The organism is Pseudomonas sp. G5(2012) (assembly GCF_000408945.1).
Taxonomy (GTDB): domain Bacteria; phylum Pseudomonadota; class Gammaproteobacteria; order Pseudomonadales; family Pseudomonadaceae; genus Aquipseudomonas; species Aquipseudomonas umsongensis.
On the sequence record NZ_APIO01000006.1, the window covers coordinates 36,582 to 53,040 of the forward strand.

Sequence of the window (16,459 nt, forward strand, 5' to 3'; positions counted from 1 at the left end):
ACCAACTGGAATACAGCAATGGACCTCGCCAATCTCAATGCCTTTATTGCCATCGCCGAGACCGGAAGCTTCTCCGGCGCCGGCGAGCGACTGCATCTGACCCAACCGGCGATCAGCAAGCGCATCGCTGGCCTGGAGCAGCAATTGAAGGTGCGCCTGTTCGATCGGCTGGGCCGCGAAGTCGGCCTGACCGAGGCCGGCCGCGCCCTGCTGCCCCGGGCCTATCAGATCCTGAATGTCCTTGATGATACGCGCCGCGCCCTGACCAACCTCACCGGGGAGGTGACCGGTCGTCTGACCTTGGCCACCAGTCACCATATCGGCCTGCACCGTTTGCCGCCTTTATTGAGAGAGTTCACTCGGCGTTATCCCGAGGTGGCGCTGGATATCCAGTTTCTCGATTCGGAAGTGGCCTACGAAGAAATCCTCCATGGTCGGGCTGAACTGGCGGTCATCACCCTGGCGCCGGAGCCCCATGCCCTGGTCAAGGCCACACCGGTGTGGGACGACCCGCTGGACTTTGTGGTCGCCCCGGAGCATTCGTTGCTCGGCAACGGCAAGGTCAGCCTCGCGGACATCGCCCGACACCCGGCGGTGTTCCCCGGCGGCAACACGTTCACCCATCACATTGTCCAACGCCTGTTCGAGGCCCAAGGCCTGACGCCGAACATCGCCATGAGTACCAATTACCTCGAAACCATCAAGATGATGGTGTCGATCGGCCTGGCCTGGAGTGTCTTGCCACGCACCATGCTCGACGACCAGGTTGCGCGAATACCTTTACCGGGCATACAACTGACTCGCCAGCTAGGCTATATCCTGCACACAGAAAGGACGCTATCGAATGCAGCGCGGGCCTTCATGGCCTTACTGGATGCCCAGATCGATCTGCCAGGGACTCAAGGCTAACTTGTGCTACTCCTATAGAGCCCGAATTTCTGTACCCGAGACCCAATTCAGCTCAAGGCTTGCCAATGCCGAAATCTGTTGACCGTATTCCGCCGATGCCGCGCATCCAGGCGCTTGACCCGAAAAGCTCCGAACAAAGCTGGGAAAGTGCCTCGCAATTGCTGGCCGCGCTCAATGGCGCGCGGCTGGGCGCGTGGTATTGGGATATCGAGCGTGGGCAGATCAGTTGGTCCCGGGGCACGCAGGCGCTGTTTGGCTTCGACCCCCGGCAACCGTTGCCGGCCGACCTGGAATACCTCGACTTGTTGCCTGCCGAAGATCGGGCAAAGACCCTTCGCGCCTTCCATGCCGTGATCGCAGGCGCACCGCTCGAGCAAGCGATGCACCACCGCGTTCGCTGGCCCGACGGCAGCCTGCATTGGCTGGAGATCAGCGGCAGCCTGCTGCCGGACAAGCTCGGCCGTCCCCGAATGATTGGCGTGATCCGCGAAATCACCCACCAGCGTCTGCGCGAACAGGCGCTGAGCAGTTCGGAAAAACGCTTCGCGACGCTGTTTCACTTGTGTCCGAACATGGTCCTGCTGACGCGCCAGGAAGACGGCCTGATCACCGAAGCCAACCAGTATTTCGAAAGCCTGTTCGGCTGGCCGGTGCAGGACGCGATCGGCCGCACCACGCTGGAACTGGGCCTCTGGGTGCACCCCGAGCAACGCGCGCAACTGGTCAAGGCGACCAAGGCCAAGGGCGAGCTGACCAATATGGAGGTGCAGTTTCGCGCCAGCAACGGGCAGGTCCACGATGGCATCCTCAGTGCGCAAAAGGTCGAACTCGAAGGCCAGCCCTACCTGCTGAGCACTTTCCTCGACACCACCGAACGCAAAGCGGCCGAACACGCCCTCAAAGACAGCCAGGAGCGCCTCGACCTGGCCCTGGACTCGGCACAACTGGGCACCTGGGACTGGCACATACCCAGCGGCATGCTGTATGGCTCGGCGCGCGCCGCCCAGTTACACGGCATGGAGCCCATTCCATTCCATGAATCCTTCGACGACTTTTTCGAAGGCGTGCCCGGCGAAGAACGCGACACCATGCGCGATGCCTACCGCAGCCTGCGCGAAGGCCCCGCCGGCAACTATCAGCTGACCTATCGGGTGCAAATGCCGGATGGCAGCTCTCGCTACCTGGAGAGCCGCGCCCGCCTCTACCGCGATGAAAACGGTGTCCCCCTGCGCATGGCCGGCACCTTGCTCGACATCACCGACCAGGTCGAGCGCGAACAGCGCCTGATAGCTTCCGAAGAGAAATTCGCTACCCTGTTCCAGGTCAGCCCGGACCCGATCTGCGTGACGCGCCAGGACACCGGGCAATTCATCGAGATCAACTCCAGCTTCACCCAGACCTTTGGCTGGAGCGCCGCCGACGTGATCGGCCGCAGTGCCGACGAAATCGGCCTGTGGGACGCTTCGGCAAAAAGCCTGCAGCGGATCGAACAGGTGATCCGCGAACAAGGCCTGAACAATGTGGCAATCCTCGTCCAGCACAAGGATGGGCAGTCGCTGACTTGCGTGATTTCCAGCCGTCAGATCAGCGTCAGCGAACAGCCCTGCATCGTCACCACCTTGCGCGACATCACCCAGCAGCAACGCTCGGAAGCGGCGCTCAAGGCCAGCGAAGAGAAGTTCGCCAAGGCCTTCCACTCAAGCCCCGACGCCATCACCATCACCGAACGCGATACCGGACGCTATCTGGAGGTCAACGACGGCTTTTGCCGCCTGACCGGCTACCGCGCCGATGAAGTGATCGGCCGTACCGTGTATCAGGTAGGGATCTGGGCTGAAGAAAAACAACGCTCGGCGTTGCTGGCCGAACTGCAGATCAAGGGCCGGGTACATCACCAGGAAATGCTCGGGCGCAACAAGCGCGGCGAATTGCTGACGGTAGAAGTGTCGGTAGAGCCGATCACCCTCAACGAAACCGCGTGCCTACTATTGACCGCGCGGGACGTCAGCCTGCTGAAAAATGCCGAGGCGCAGATCCGCCACCTGGCCTACCACGACCCGCTGACCAACCTGCCCAACCGCGCACTGCTGATGGATCGCCTGAGCCAGCAGATCGCCCTGCTCAAGCGCCACAACCTGCGCGGCGCCTTGATGTTCCTCGACCTCGACCACTTCAAGCACATCAACGATTCCCTCGGTCATCCGGTGGGCGATACGGTGCTGAAAATCATCACCGCACGCCTGGAAGCCAGCGTGCGCATGGAAGACACCGTCGCGCGCCTGGGCGGCGATGAATTCGTGGTGCTGCTCAGCGGCCTCGAAGGCTCGCGCAACGAGGTCAGCGCTCAGGTCTGCGAACTGGCCGATACCATTCGTGAGCTGCTGTCTGAACCGATGTTCCTCGACGGTCAGCGCCTGCAGGTGACACCGAGTATCGGCATTGCGTTGATTCCCGACCATGGGTCCACGCCGACCGACCTGCTAAAGCGTGCCGATATCGCCCTGTATCGCGCCAAGGATTCAGGACGCAATACCGCGCAGATGTACCACAACACCATGCAGAAAGCGGCGAGCGAGCGCCTGCGCATGGAAACCGACCTGCGCCTGGCGCTTTCGCGCGGCGAGTTTCGCGTGCACTACCAACCCCAGGTGGACGCCCGGGATAACCGCATTGTCGGTGCCGAAGCGCTGGTGCGCTGGAACCATCCGGAGCTCGGCGCGCAGTCGCCCACCGAGTTCATCAAGGTGCTGGAAGACAGCGGGTTGATCCTGGAAGTTGGCACCTGGATCGTCGACGAAGCCTGCCAGGCCTTCAGGCAACTGATCGCCGATGGCCGGGTGGACCCGCTGAAATTCAGCCTATGCGTCAACATCAGCCCGCGCCAGTTCCGCCAGAATGACTTCGTCGAGCGCATCGAAAACAGCCTCGCCACCTACGGCCTGCCCAGTTCGCTGCTGAAACTGGAAATCACCGAAGGCATCGTCATCCAGAACCTGGAAGACACCATCAACAAGATGCTGCGCCTGAAAAAGCTCGGCGTGAGCTTTGCCATGGACGATTTCGGCACCGGTTATTCCTCGCTGACCTACCTCAAGCGCCTGCCGGTCGACACCCTGAAAATCGACCAGTCATTCATTCGCGACGCTACCACCGACCCCAACGACGCCGAGATCATCCGCGCCATCGTCGCCATGGCCCGCAGCCTCGGGCTGAAAATCATCGCCGAAGGGGTGGAGACCTCGGAACAGCTGGAATTCCTGCAGGGGCTGGGCTGCCATCTCTATCAGGGGTACCTGCATAGCCGGCCGCTGCCGGTGGAGGAACTGCAAAAGCTTCTGTTGTAAGAGCGAGCATGCTCCGGGCAGCGTTCCGACGATGGTCGTCAACGATGATGCGGGAAACCTGACACCCCGTGGCGCTCTCAGGTTCATCGCGAGCATGCTCGCTCCTACAAAAATCCCCACCTTCGATTCAATCCCCCTTTCCTACATACATTCCGGAAACGTCTGATTTACGCCTGACAGCTTCGTATAGAACCCTTGCTCTGCACTTTGCCCTGTCTCCAATCCTTCGGAGGCAGGCGCAATTTGATGGTCAACAGACAAGGAGTTGCAGCTATGGCTAAGGGATATTTCATTCGCAAGGGTGACAAGACCAGCTGTGGTGGCGAGGTGCTGGACGCCGATACCCGCGTCATGATGTTTGGCTTCGCCCATGCTCGCGCAGGGGACCCGGTGTCCTGTGGCAAAAATGATGAAACCTACGAAATCGAGGGTGGCATCGCGTTCTTTGGCAGTCACGGGGGCCTGGTGGCGGGCTCGCTGGACAGCCGCAGCGGCTGTCCCTGCAAGGCCGGGCTTATCCCCTCGTTTACCACCGCCACCTATGAATCCAGACAGGGTGCTGCGCCGCAAGCCTTGAGGAGCGCCCCTCAACAGGAAGCCGCGCCCGTTGCTCCCAACAACCCGGTCGCGCCGCGACAATCCACTTCCACTTCCACTTCCACTTCAGCGCGGGCGCCCACACCGACGCTCAGCGAACGGCCAGGGACGATTTGTGAAAACCTGTGGCGCGGCTACCAGCAAAGGGTCGAAAACGTCGTGGCACCCGGCGGCAAGTTGATCGCCGACCCGAAGGCGCGCAACAAGGCGATCAATGCGGCCTACGCCCAGCTGTGGCGCCACGATCCGCGATTCCAGTGGGCCGGGTTGGCAGCCTTCGCCTCCAAGCAGGTGGGCTGTGGCTTGCTGCACGCGGCTGACACGATCGAGAAAATTCAGACGGAAGAGGAAACGATACAGCAACTGAGGGACAGTGCCAGACAAGGATTGAGAGGTTTGCTCAGCCCCAGTGAGCGGGAAAAGCGCGCGACCATTCGGGCGTTTGAGCAGCGTCAACGCGAGTACGAAGAGGCCAACCGGGACAACCCGGTGTGGGGCTTCACCCAATGGGGTGCCGACCTTCCCTTGTCATACTCGCAACGGATGTACCGGTTTGTGTACGAGATGCTGGCGATGGGTAATACCACGCTGTTCCTGGATGTGTATCCGTTGCATGTGTTCTACCAGGAGCGGGGATTGGAAGCGCTGAGGGATTGCCTGGAATCACGTAGCAACATTTATGGGAATGGCCAACATCCGGTGCTGTGGCCGGTCGGACAGGAAACGCTGGAATTCGGGATTGACCACAAGGAAATTCTCCTGGCCTTCGAGGCGATTGAGGCCGGTTATATCGCCGAAAGCGTTGAGCATCTAGCCTGGCACGAGCAACGGAATATTCTGCAACCGGCGATGTACAGCGACTGGCGGCTCAACTCACTGTTGCGCAGTAACCATTTTTCCTACGTCATCGGTATCCCGTCCGGCGCCGCCGAAGCCGTCGAGCTGTCCCTCGCCAGTCAGTGCCGCCGCGTGGACGACGGACGCACCATTGGTTTCAGCAACAACCTCAATGCCAACCTGGCCGATATCAATCAGCGTATGCCCTTCGTGCTGAGGGCCGCGAAGCAGTTTGACGATCTGCTGCACAGCGACCAGCGCAAGCTGCTTGAGCATTCGATTCGGGATATTGCCCTGGGTGGTGGCGTGCGATGAGCCTGCTGCAACGTATAGGCTGGCGACGCGGCGTGTTGGCGCTGGCCGTCGCGGCCCTCCTGACGCTTGCGTCGATTGAGGTCCTGTCGGAAGAGCCCGAAATCGCCCTATTGATTGGCGAGCCTTGGGAGGATATGCGCCGTCGATCCAGTGCAACCATTGATCCAGCTATTCCTGGCCATTTTTGGGGTCGTTTGCCTAAGTCGGATGCCCGCCTTCGTTTCATCGATCCTCAATATGGGTTCATAACTCCGCTGGCTCGCTACTTCACGGTTACGTTCAACCGTGACGAGTCAATCAACGGTGTCAATATGTCCCCGCAAATCGAACCCCTGCTACTCGACGATACCCTCAAGGTCGTGCTGGATCTGCAGGAGCAATGGCGCAATGCTGGCTGGACACCCATCCGGGTCAAGGACTTCCCCTCGTTCGCCGACACCCCGCAATGGCGTGCTCAACTGCGTGATGTAAACAAAGGTGGAAAATCCTACTGGCACGCGGGCACCCAGTACCAAGTGATGCTAGTGGTCAATCGCTTCAAGGATTACAGGCACCCCACCGAAGAGCGCTACCTCATCAAGCTGTCACTGGCCACGCCTTGGACGAATCCCTGATTGGCCTTTATCGCGACAAATCACGCTTTCAGCATTCCAGGCACTGTCGCCAAATCCATCCCCGGATGCCATCTACACTCAGTAACCAAACCGCCTCTCCCGAGACCTCACCAACGTGCCCAGCATCTACCAGATCAAACCCGCATTCCAAAATCTCCTGCGCCCCCTGGTCCGGCGCTTGTTCGCCAAGGGCACCACCGCCAACCAGATCACTTTGATCGCCGGCATCGGCTCAATCCTGGTGGGCGTGCTGATCGCCGGTTTCGTGCATCACCGCTGGATATTCGTGCTGGTGCCGATCTGGATGCTGGTGCGCATGGCGCTCAACGCCATCGACGGCATGCTGGCTCGAGAGTTCGGCCAGCAGTCGCACTTGGGGGCCTATCTCAACGAGTTGTGCGATATCACCGCCGACTGCGCCTTGATCCTGCCCTTTGCCCTGCTGCCCGGCGTCAGCCTGTGGCTGGTGCTGCTGGTGACCTTGCTCGCCTTGTTCAGCGAGTACAGCGGCGTGCTGGGGCCGATGGTCGGTGCTTCGCGGCGCTATGACGGGCCCATGGGCAAAAGTGACCGGGCTTTCGTGCTGGGGGTCGTGGCCGCCGGCATCGTACCGGGCTGGATCAGCCCATTCTGGATCAACGCGGTGTTCGCGATCATCGCGATGCTGCTGGCTTATACCTTGATCAACCGGGTCCGCCAGGGCCTCAGGGAAGCACAAATCGACAGCTCTTCAGCCTAAGGAAATGGCAATGCGCGAAGCACAGGAACAGACCTTCACCACCCACGACGGTGTGCAATTGTTTTACCGCCACTGGCCCGGCACCCCAGAACCGGGAACCCCACGCAAGGCCGTACTGCTGTTCCACCGCGGCCACGAGCATTCCGGGCGTATTGCCCACCTGGTGGATGAACTGGACCTGCCCGGCTTCGATTTTTTCGCCTGGGATGCCCGGGGCCATGGCCTTTCACCAGGCGCTCGGGGCGACAGCCCCAGCTTTGCCACCAGCGTGCGCGACGTGCAGACCTTCTGCGAGCACCTGAGCGCGTCCTACCAGATCCTTGAGGAAAACCTCGCGGTGATCGCCCAGAGCGTCGGCGCAGTGATCGTCGCCACTTGGGCCCACGATTACGCACCGCGCATACGGGCGCTGGTGCTGGCGTCTCCGGCGTTCAAGGTCAAGCTCTATGTGCCCTTCGCCCGCCAGGGCTTGGCACTGATGCGCCGGTGGCGCGGTAACTTTTTCGTCAACAGCTACGTCAAGGCGCGCTTTCTCAGCCATGACCCGCAGCGCGTCGCCAGCTACGACAACGACCCGCTGATCACCAAGGCCATTTCAGTGAATGTCCTGCTCGGCCTGTACGAGGCCGCCGATCGCGTGGTGGCCGATGCCCAGGCCATAACGATACCCACTCAGTTGTTGATCTCCGGGGCCGACTTCGTCGTGCATCGCCAACCCCAGGAACAGTTTTTCGAGCGCCTGGGCACTCTGCACAAGGAAAAACATGTGCTGCCGGGATTCTTCCACGACACCTTGGGTGAAAAGAACCGTGGACACGCCGTCGCCAGCGCACGACGCTTCATCCTGCAGAACTTCGCGCAACCCATTGAACGCCCTGGCTTGCTGGCCGCCGATCGACTGGGCCTGACTTGCGCCGAATCCGAATCATTGGCCGCGCCGCTGCCGCGCAATTCCCTGCGCGATCTGTATTGGCGCATGACCCGCGCCAGCATGCGCCTGGGCAGCCAATTGTCGTCCGGGATCAAGCTAGGCTTCGACACCGGTTTCGACTCTGGAAGCACACTGGACTACGTCTATTGCAACACCCCCACGGGCACGTCGGCTGTCGGCCGCATGATCGATCGCAACTACCTCGACTCCATCGGCTGGCGCGGCATTCGCCAACGCAAGCTGCACGTCGAAGAACTGCTGCGCCTGGCGATGCAGCAATTACGCGACCAGGGCCGCGAAGTGCGCATCGTCGACATCGCCGCCGGACACGGGCGCTACATTCTCGAAGCCTTGCAGGGCGTCAGCCCGCTTCCCGAATCGATCCTGTTGCGCGACTACAGCGACATCAACGTGCGTGACGGAAGCGCGTTGATCCGCGAAAAAGGCCTGGAAGGGATCGCTCGGTTCGTCAAGGGCGACGCCTTCGACCGTGCCGACCTGGCCGCGCTGGATCCCAAACCTAGCCTGGCGGTGGTCTCCGGACTGTACGAGCTGTTCGCCGACAATCAGATGGTCAGTGCTTCCCTGGCGGGCTTGGGGGACGCGGTGGAACCTGGCGGATACCTGGTCTACACCGGCCAACCCTGGCACCCGCAACTGGAACTGATCGCCCGAGCCTTGACCAGCCACCGTGAAGGCCAGGCCTGGGTCATGCGCCGACGCACCCAGGCGGAAATGGACCAACTGGTGGAGGTGGCCGGCTTTCGCAAGGTCGGCATGCGCGTCGACGAATGGGGTATTTTCAGCGTGGCTCTCGCGCAACGGGTGTCTTGATGCTGCGCAGTGCAACGACGGCACGCGAGCCTGGTCTGCTCAAACCTGCGGTGCTCTGGCTGCTGCTCCTGGCGCCGTTGTTCTTCGGCACCTACGGTTTCGCCACCTGGTTCACCACCCAGCGCGACGATGTTGGCAGCCTGGTGTTCGGCTGGGAAAACCACATGCCGTTCTGGGCCTGGAGCATCGTCCCGTACTGGTCTATCGACTTGCTGTACGGGTTGTCCCTGTTGTTGCCCAACAGTCGCGAAGAACTCAAGCGGCACGCCTTGCGCCTGTTGACCGCGCAACTCATTGCGGTCAGTTGCTTTCTGATCTGGCCGTTGCGCTTCACCTTCGCCCGACCGGAACTGGACGGTGTATTTGGTTGGCTGTTCGACGTACTGGCCGGTTTCGACAAGCCGTTCAATCAGGCGCCATCGCTGCACATTGCGCTGTTGGTCATCCTGTGGACCTGCTATCACAAGCACTTGCAGGGCCTGTGGCGCGGATTGATGCATGTCTGGTTTACCCTGATCGGGCTCTCGGTGCTGACCACTTACCAGCACCACTTCATTGATCTGCCAAGCGGAGCGCTGCTGGGCTGGCTGTGTGTCTGGCTATGGCCGCTGGAGGGACCAGGGCCTCTGCACGGTGCCCGGCTGGCGGCCGTAAAAAAACGCTGGAGACTGGCGTTGTATTACCTGTCGGGAGCTGCCGTGTTCGCCGCCCCGGCCTTCTACTTAGGGGGAGCCTGGCTGTGGCTGGCTTGGCCGGCGATGGCCTTGCTGTTGGTATCGCTCAATTACGCCGTACTCGACGCAGGAGGTTTTCAAAAGCGTGCCGATGGACGCCTGTCCCCCGCCGCGCGCTGGTTGCTGACGCCCTACGTGGCTGCCGCCTGGCTCAACTCGCGCCTGTGGACCCGCAACAATCCGCAGCCCGACCAAGTGCTCGATGACGTCTGGCTCGGGCGCATACCGACCCGTCGGGAACTCAAGGGCAGCACCTTTACCGCAGTGTTCGATCTGTGCGCCGAGCTGTCGCTTGATCCGGGGACTGTCGCCTACCGCACACTGCCTGTCCTGGATTTGACCGCCCCCACCACCGCGCAATGCCGGGAAGCCGCACTGGCCATCGAAAGCCTGCGCCAGCACGGACCGCTCCTGGTCTGTTGCGCCTTGGGCTATTCGCGCAGCGCCACGGCCGTAGCCGCCTGGCTGTTGCACACCGGGAGGGCCAGTAGTGTCGCCGAAGCCTTTTTGTTGATCCAGCGCGCGCGCCCGGGAATTGTCCTGGGGTCCTTTCACCGAGAGGCGCTAGAGCCGCTGGCGACCCACATGGAGGCACGCGGTGTCCATTGATATGCAATTACAGGTGACAGCCAGTCTGTTGCGTCGTGGCGACATGCTGGATCGACTGTCCAACGGGCTTACCTTGTTGGGCGCCTTGTTCGGCCTGAGCCAGTCCCTCCTGGACGGCCAGGGGTTCTGGAGCGCGACCTGCAGCGGTGGGCTGCTGTTGCTCGGCCTGGGGCAAAAATACTGGGCGCTGCGGGTGGCATTCGATGCCGATCTGTTCCAACGCCTTGCCGAGCGAGCTGAAAACCTTCCGGAGCACACCCTGTCCCTGGATCAAGCCCTGACAACGCTGAATCTGCAGCCCGCCGAGCATGGCGGGCGCCCCTGGAGCGAACGTATCACCGGCGCCCTGAAGCTGTTGCGCAACCAGGCGCTGCTGGTGGTGGCACAGGTGCTGTTGACCCTGTTTTTCATTCTGGCCGACCCTTGGCTGAACTTTGCCGGATAAGGAGTTCCCATGCTCGAACCCGTGGTTGCCACCCTCATCACCTCGGCCGCGCGCATACTGACCGGCGCGCGCAGCCTGTGGCTCGGCTGCGCACCGGAACCTGTACAGCGTATCTACTTTGCCAACCACAGCAGCCATGGCGATTTCGTCCTGCTGTGGGCCTCGCTGCCGCCGACCCTGCGCACCATCACCCGGCCCGTGGCAGGCTCGGACTACTGGCTGAAAAGCCCGTTGCGGCGCTACATCATCAACCAGGTGTTCAACGGCGTACTGGTTGACCGTGAACGCAAGGAACCCGCCGACAATCCCTTGCAACCGATGCTCGATGCCCTGGAAAACGGCGACTCGCTGATCATTTTTCCCGAAGGCACGCGTAACCCCGATGAGGGTTTATTGCCGTTCAAGAGCGGGCTTTACCACCTGGCAAGGCAATATCCCCAGGCGCAGTTGATCCCGGTGTGGATCGCCAACCTCAACCGCGTCATGCCCAAGGGGCGGGTCCTGCCGCTGCCGCTTTTATGCACCATCAGCTTTGGCGCCGCGTTGACCCTGGACGAAGATGAAAGCAAGACGCACTTTCTCGAACGCAGTCGCGAAGCGCTACTGAGCCTGGCCGGAGAGCATGCCTGACATGGATAGACAGACCTTGATGTTGTTTGGCGCGATTGGCGCGTTTCTATTGCTGGCCTCGGCAATTGGTTTCGTGCTCAAGCGCCGCAGCCACGGCAGCCCCAACCCGGTGATCGACAACCTCAACGCACGGATCAACGCCTGGTGGGTGATGGTACTGGTCATCGGGATCGCCTTTTGGCTCGGCACCACCGCCGTGATCGTGCTGTTCTACACGGTGTCCTTCTACGCCCTGCGCGAATTCATGACGCTCACGCCCACTCGCCGCAGCGACTATCCGGCTTTGGTCGCGGCCTTCTACCTGGCCCTGCCGCTGCAGTACCTGCTGATTTACTACGACTGGTACGGGCTGTTCTCGATCTTCATTCCAGTCTACGTATTCCTGCTGCTGCCGATCCTGGCGTCCCTGGGCGGCGACAGTACGCACTTCCTCGAGCGAGCCTCGAAAGTCCAGTGGGGCCTGATGATTGCGGTGTTCTGCGTATCCCATGTACCCGCCCTGCTGACCCTGGACATCGCCGGTTATGAGGGGCGAAACCTGCTGTTAATCGCCTATCTGGTGATCGTGGTGCAGATGTCGGATGTGCTGCAGTACGTGTGCGGCAAATTGTTCGGCAAACGCAAGATTGCGCCGAACCTGTCGCCGTCCAAGACCGTGGAAGGTTTTGTCGGCGGCATCCTGCTGGCCTCACTGATCGGCTGCGCCTTGTGGTGGATCACGCCGTTCACTGCCTGGCAGTCGCTGCTCATCGCCCTGCTGATCAACCTGCTGGGATTCGCCGGCGGCATCGTGATGTCGGCGATCAAGCGCGACCGTGGCGTGAAGGACTGGGGGCATATGATCGAAGGTCATGGTGGCATGCTCGATCGCCTGGATTCGGTGTGTTTTGCCGCGCCGATTTTCTTTCATCTGGTCCGGTATGGGTGGACCTGATCGCAGGAACCGGCCCCGAAAAAAAAAGACCCCGACAAGTCGGGGTCTTTTGCTTCAGCCGGTCAAGTCGTCCTCAGACAACCCTGCCCGGTCCGACTCAATGCTGCAGAGCCGGTTTTTGTGTCCCGTTGATCGGGATGCGCTTGGCTTTGTCTTCTTCGGGAATCACCCGCAACAGGTCGATACTCAACAAACCGTTGCTCAGGTCGGCGGCCTTGATCTGGATATGGTCCGCCAGGCGGAAGGACAGTTTGAAGGCCCGCTGTGCGATACCCTGGTACAGGTAAGTGACGCCCTCGTTCACTTCACGTTTGCCGCCCCCACTGATGGTCAGCACACCTTTTTCCACTTGCAGCTCCAGGTCTTCTTCCTGGAAGCCGGCGGCCGCTACGACGATGCGGTATTGGTCGTCGCCGTGCTTTTCCACGTTATAAGGTGGGTAGGTGCTGCCTGGCTCGTTGCGCAGGGCGGTTTCGAACAGGTCATTGAAACGGTCGAAGCCAACCGAGGAACGGAACAGTGGTGCCATGGAAAATGCAGTACTCATGATTCAAATCTCCTGAAAACAGATCAGCAAGTTTTTTTGTCTCCGCGACCCGAATTCGGCATCGCGTAATCCTTAGATAGGGACCGCTGTTTGCTTTTCAAGAGATTTTTTTCAGATTTTTTTAACTTTTTTCAGGCCGCTTCAGCCACCTGCAACCCCAACAAACGCGAGACTTGGTCCAGCTCGGTTTCACGGCGCAGGACGCTGAACAACTCGACCGCCTCGGGATAATTGCGGGTCAACATCGCCAGCCACTGCTTCAAGCGGCCCGGCGATTGACGCGCAGTCATCTGCGCCTTGGCTTGCAGCCAGAAATCCTGGATCAACGGCAGCAACTCGGCCCAGGTCATCTCAACGACCTCTTCACCGGCCTTCGCCGCCGCGATTTGCCGGGCCAGATCGGGGCGCGAAACCAGGCCGCGACCGAGCATGATGTCTTCCACGCCGCTGATTTCGCGGCAACGACGCCAGTCTTCGACGCTCCAGATATCACCGTTGGCGAACACCGGCACCTTGACCACGTCCTGTACCCGCGGGATCCACTCCCAGTGGGCAGGTGGCTTGTAGCCGTCAGTCTTGGTCCGGGCGTGGACCACGATATGCTCGGCACCGCCTTCAGCCAGGGCCGTGGCGCACACCAGCGCACCGTCCGGACTATCGAAGCCCAGGCGCATCTTGGCCGTTACCGGAATGTGCGCCGGAACGGCGCGACGGACATGCTCGACGATCTGATTGAGCAGCTCAGGCTCCTTGAGCAGCACAGCGCCGCCCCGGGACTTGTTGACCGTCTTGGCCGGGCAGCCGAAGTTGAGGTCGATCACCTCGGAACCCAGCTCACACGCCAGCGCGGCGTTTTCCGCCAGGCACACAGGGTCCGAACCCAGCAACTGCACGCGCAGCGGCACGCCAGAAGTAGTCCGGGCGCCGTTCAGCAGTTCCGGGCCGAATTTATGGAAATAAGCAGGCGTGAGCAGTTGATCGTTGACCCGAATGAACTCGGTCACGCACCAATCGATACCGCCCACTCGGGTCAGCACGTCGCGCAGGATATCGTCGACCAACCCCTCCATGGGCGCCAAGGCAATTTGCATGAAAAACACACTCAACGAAAAACGTGCGGCAGTTTACTGGATATCGCGAGAAATCGCAGAACCCTGTAGGAGCGAGCCTGCTCGCGATGAACCTGAGAGCGCTGCGGGGTGTCAGGTTCCCAGCGTAATCGTTGACGACCATCGCGAGCATGCTCGCTCCTACAGGGGGGGGCAGGCGGGGGCTTGCAGCGCCGGGCCGTAGCCTTCGATGAACTCGGCAGGCATGCGCTTGGGCTTGCCGGTGGACAGCTCGATGCAAACGAACGTGGTTTGCGCGCGCAGCAAGGTCGAATTATCGCTGGGGCGTTTCAATTGGAAATGCCGGGTCATTTTCAGGCGCTGGTCCCAATCGACGATCCAGGTCGCCAGTTGCAGCTCATCGCCTTCATAGGCGGCCGCCAGGTAATCGATTTCGTGGCGCACCACCGCCATCGCCCGGTCCAGCCGACGGTATTCGACCAGATCCAGGCCGAGGCGCTGGGAGTGGCGCCAGGCACAACGTTCGAGCCAGGTCACGTACACCGCGTTATTGGCGTGCCCCAGCCCGTCGATGTCTTCGGCGCCCACTTGCAGATCTATGATAAACGGCGTTGCCCGATCCCAGCCCATGCCCCACTCCCCGGTCAGATTGATTCGACCGGGGCAGTGTAACGGATGCTCAAGCCGATTGGCGCGATTGCAGGCTGCGACCGGCCAGCAGTGATAACACGCCATCAATCACCCGCGGGTCAGCCAGCACCCGCTGATGACCGCCTTCCTGCAAACGCAGCAGACGACTGTCGAACCAGGCTTCGTGGATCAGTTGTGATTCCTTGACCGGGACATGGGTGTCGTCCTCGGCGTGCACGATCAGGCCAGGCATGTCGAGCTGGTAGTGCGCGACATCCAGCATCGCCGCGCGCATGCCGACGTCAGACTCGACCTGGCGGATGAACGCCGAGCGGGCTTTCGGGGGCAACCCCACATAGCGGGCGAAACCGCGCAATACCCCGAGAATCCGCGCCGGGGCGGCAATGCTGACCAGGGTTTCGGTGCGCAGGCCCATTTGCACGGCAAGCATGGCACTGGCGCCGCCCATGGAGTGGCCGATAACTGCTTGCAGCGGCGGCAATTCGGCGGCCGCTTCCAGCAGGGCTCGGGCGAACAGCACGACATTCGCCTCGCGCCCGGGCGAGCGACCGTGCGCCGGGCCGTCCAAAGCGACAACCGAATACCCGGCATCGACCAGCGCCGTGATCAGGCTGGCAAACTGTGTGGGCCGACCTTCCCAGCCGTGCATCAAAAGCACTGCCGGGCCTTGCCCCCAGCGCAACGCTGAAAGGCCGAAACGCAAAGTGATTCGTTCGGATTTGGCCAGCAGCGGCAATTCCCAATCACGCGGTGGAAAATCGCGCGGCGTCATGAATGCCAATCGCATTTTGCTCGCCACCAGCTTCGGGGCGAACCAACCCAAGGTGCCATTAACGCCACGAACCCACTTCAACGTGCTCATCGCATTCTCCCCAGGCCGCAGCCTTCAGGTCAACGCACCGCCGACTTGGCCGCGCGCAGCAAACGATCGGATAAATCACCGGGTCCCAGCGCCCGTGCCAGCGCCAGGCCGCCCACCATCAAGGCCAGATCAGCCAGGGCTTTGTCGGTGTCTTCAGGACTGGCCGCCAATTGCGCGACCATCAGCTCCATGTGTTCATTCAGTGCAATTCGAAACGCCTCGGGCAGGCGTCCGAGCTCACCGATCGAGGCCGGGATCGGGCACGCAGACTCGCTGGAATCGCGGTGTTTGCGTGACAGATAAAACGCTGCAACCAACGCGCGACGCTCTTCACCGGTCAACTCGGCATCCATGTCGGCAATCAGGTCACGGCGGTGACCCAGCAACTGCTTGAACGCTTCCAGCATCATCGCGTCCTTGCTTTCGAAGTGCGCATAAAAGCCGCCGACGGTCAGGCCGGCCGCGCCCATCACTTCGCCAACGCTTGGCTCGGCCGGACCACGCTGGATCAGTGCGGCGCTGGCTGCCTTGAGAATGCGTTCGCGGGTTTGAGCTTTTTTATCGTTCATCGTTGCCTCCGAATATTACGACTAGAATATTATTCTCATAATAATTTTCTGCAAGTCGTGGATGTGACCGCTGGTCTGAAGAACAGTTTGGGAGAAAGAGGGAGATTTGGCCAAACGCCAGACAAACAAAAGGGCCATTCAATAATTGAATGACCCTTATAAAATCCCGCAGAGCGGGTAATCGTGGCGTCCCCTAGGGGACTCGAACCCCTGTTACCGCCGTGAAAGGGCGGTGTCCTAGGCCACTAGACGAAGGGGACGCAAACCCTTCTATACAATGATCAGCGC

General features: G+C 61.0%; 15 protein-coding genes and 1 tRNA gene. 10 read left to right on the forward strand and 6 right to left on the reverse strand.

What is annotated here, in order from left to right; translation table 11 throughout:
- Positions 1-18: 18 nt before the first annotated feature.
- The 10 genes from PG5_RS02425 (at position 19) to PG5_RS02470 (ending at position 12,472) form a co-directional block, all read left to right on the forward strand.
- Positions 19-909, forward strand: coding sequence for a LysR family transcriptional regulator (locus tag PG5_RS02425; RefSeq protein ID WP_020795491.1), 891 nt, complete (start codon positions 19-21; stop codon positions 907-909).
- Between the two features lie 65 nt (positions 910-974).
- Positions 975-4,253: a PAS domain S-box protein gene (locus tag PG5_RS02430; RefSeq protein WP_020795492.1), complete on the forward strand. Its 3,279-nt coding sequence runs from the start codon at positions 975-977 to the stop codon at positions 4,251-4,253.
- Between the two features lie 273 nt (positions 4,254-4,526).
- A complete protein-coding gene (locus tag PG5_RS02435; RefSeq protein WP_020795494.1) occupies positions 4,527-6,002 on the forward strand; it encodes a PAAR domain-containing protein in 1,476 nt (491 codons plus the stop codon).
- Entirely contained in the window at positions 5,999-6,616 is a 618-nt protein-coding gene (locus tag PG5_RS02440; protein ID WP_020795495.1) for a hypothetical protein, read from the forward strand. Before PG5_RS02435 ends, PG5_RS02440 begins: the two co-directional genes overlap by 4 nt.
- Before the next feature lie 115 nt (positions 6,617-6,731).
- A complete protein-coding gene (locus PG5_RS02445; RefSeq protein WP_020795496.1) occupies positions 6,732-7,355 on the forward strand; it encodes a CDP-alcohol phosphatidyltransferase family protein in 624 nt (207 codons plus the stop codon).
- Between the two features lie 10 nt (positions 7,356-7,365).
- Complete coding sequence (locus PG5_RS02450; RefSeq protein ID WP_020795497.1) at positions 7,366-9,120, forward strand: bifunctional alpha/beta hydrolase/class I SAM-dependent methyltransferase; 1,755 nt, start codon at positions 7,366-7,368, stop codon at positions 9,118-9,120.
- Positions 9,120-10,463, forward strand: a complete 1,344-nt coding sequence (locus tag PG5_RS02455) for a phosphatase PAP2/dual specificity phosphatase family protein (RefSeq protein ID WP_020795498.1) — start codon at positions 9,120-9,122, stop codon at positions 10,461-10,463. Before PG5_RS02450 ends, PG5_RS02455 begins: the two co-directional genes overlap by 1 nt.
- A complete protein-coding gene (locus PG5_RS02460; RefSeq protein ID WP_020795499.1) occupies positions 10,453-10,908 on the forward strand; it encodes a hypothetical protein in 456 nt (151 codons plus the stop codon). The genes PG5_RS02455 and PG5_RS02460 overlap by 11 nt, the downstream gene beginning before the upstream one ends.
- 9 nt (positions 10,909-10,917) lie before the next feature.
- Positions 10,918-11,538, forward strand: coding sequence for a 1-acyl-sn-glycerol-3-phosphate acyltransferase (locus tag PG5_RS02465; RefSeq protein ID WP_020795500.1), 621 nt, complete (start codon positions 10,918-10,920; stop codon positions 11,536-11,538).
- 1 nt (position 11,539) lies between these two features.
- Positions 11,540-12,472 carry a phosphatidate cytidylyltransferase gene (locus tag PG5_RS02470; RefSeq protein ID WP_020795501.1) on the forward strand — a complete coding sequence of 311 codons (933 nt, stop codon included), beginning with the start codon at positions 11,540-11,542 and terminating at the stop codon, positions 12,470-12,472.
- Between the two features lie 97 nt (positions 12,473-12,569).
- On the opposite strand, the gene PG5_RS02475 is transcribed toward PG5_RS02470, so the two are convergent.
- The 6 genes from PG5_RS02475 to PG5_RS02500 all read right to left on the reverse strand — a co-directional run bounded on the left by PG5_RS02475 (position 12,570) and on the right by PG5_RS02500 (position 16,431).
- Positions 12,570-13,019 (reverse strand): Hsp20 family protein, encoded by a 450-nt coding sequence (locus tag PG5_RS02475; RefSeq protein ID WP_020795502.1) that lies wholly within the window; start codon positions 13,017-13,019, stop codon positions 12,570-12,572.
- A 131-nt stretch (positions 13,020-13,150) separates the two neighbouring features.
- Positions 13,151-14,110 carry a tRNA-dihydrouridine synthase gene (locus PG5_RS02480; RefSeq protein WP_020795503.1) on the reverse strand — a complete coding sequence of 320 codons (960 nt, stop codon included), beginning with the start codon at positions 14,108-14,110 and terminating at the stop codon, positions 13,151-13,153.
- 159 nt (positions 14,111-14,269) lie between these two features.
- Positions 14,270-14,719, reverse strand: a complete 450-nt coding sequence (locus PG5_RS02485) for a thioesterase family protein (protein WP_020795504.1) — start codon at positions 14,717-14,719, stop codon at positions 14,270-14,272.
- 49 nt (positions 14,720-14,768) lie between these two features.
- The gene (locus PG5_RS02490; protein WP_020795505.1) at positions 14,769-15,602 is read right to left on the reverse strand and encodes an alpha/beta fold hydrolase; all 834 of its coding nucleotides are present in this window, start codon (positions 15,600-15,602) and stop codon (positions 14,769-14,771) included.
- 29 nt (positions 15,603-15,631) lie between these two features.
- A complete protein-coding gene (locus PG5_RS02495; protein WP_020795506.1) occupies positions 15,632-16,171 on the reverse strand; it encodes a TetR/AcrR family transcriptional regulator in 540 nt (179 codons plus the stop codon).
- A gap of 184 nt (positions 16,172-16,355) precedes the next feature.
- A tRNA-Glu gene (locus PG5_RS02500) sits at positions 16,356-16,431 on the reverse strand.
- Positions 16,432-16,459 lie beyond the last annotated feature (28 nt).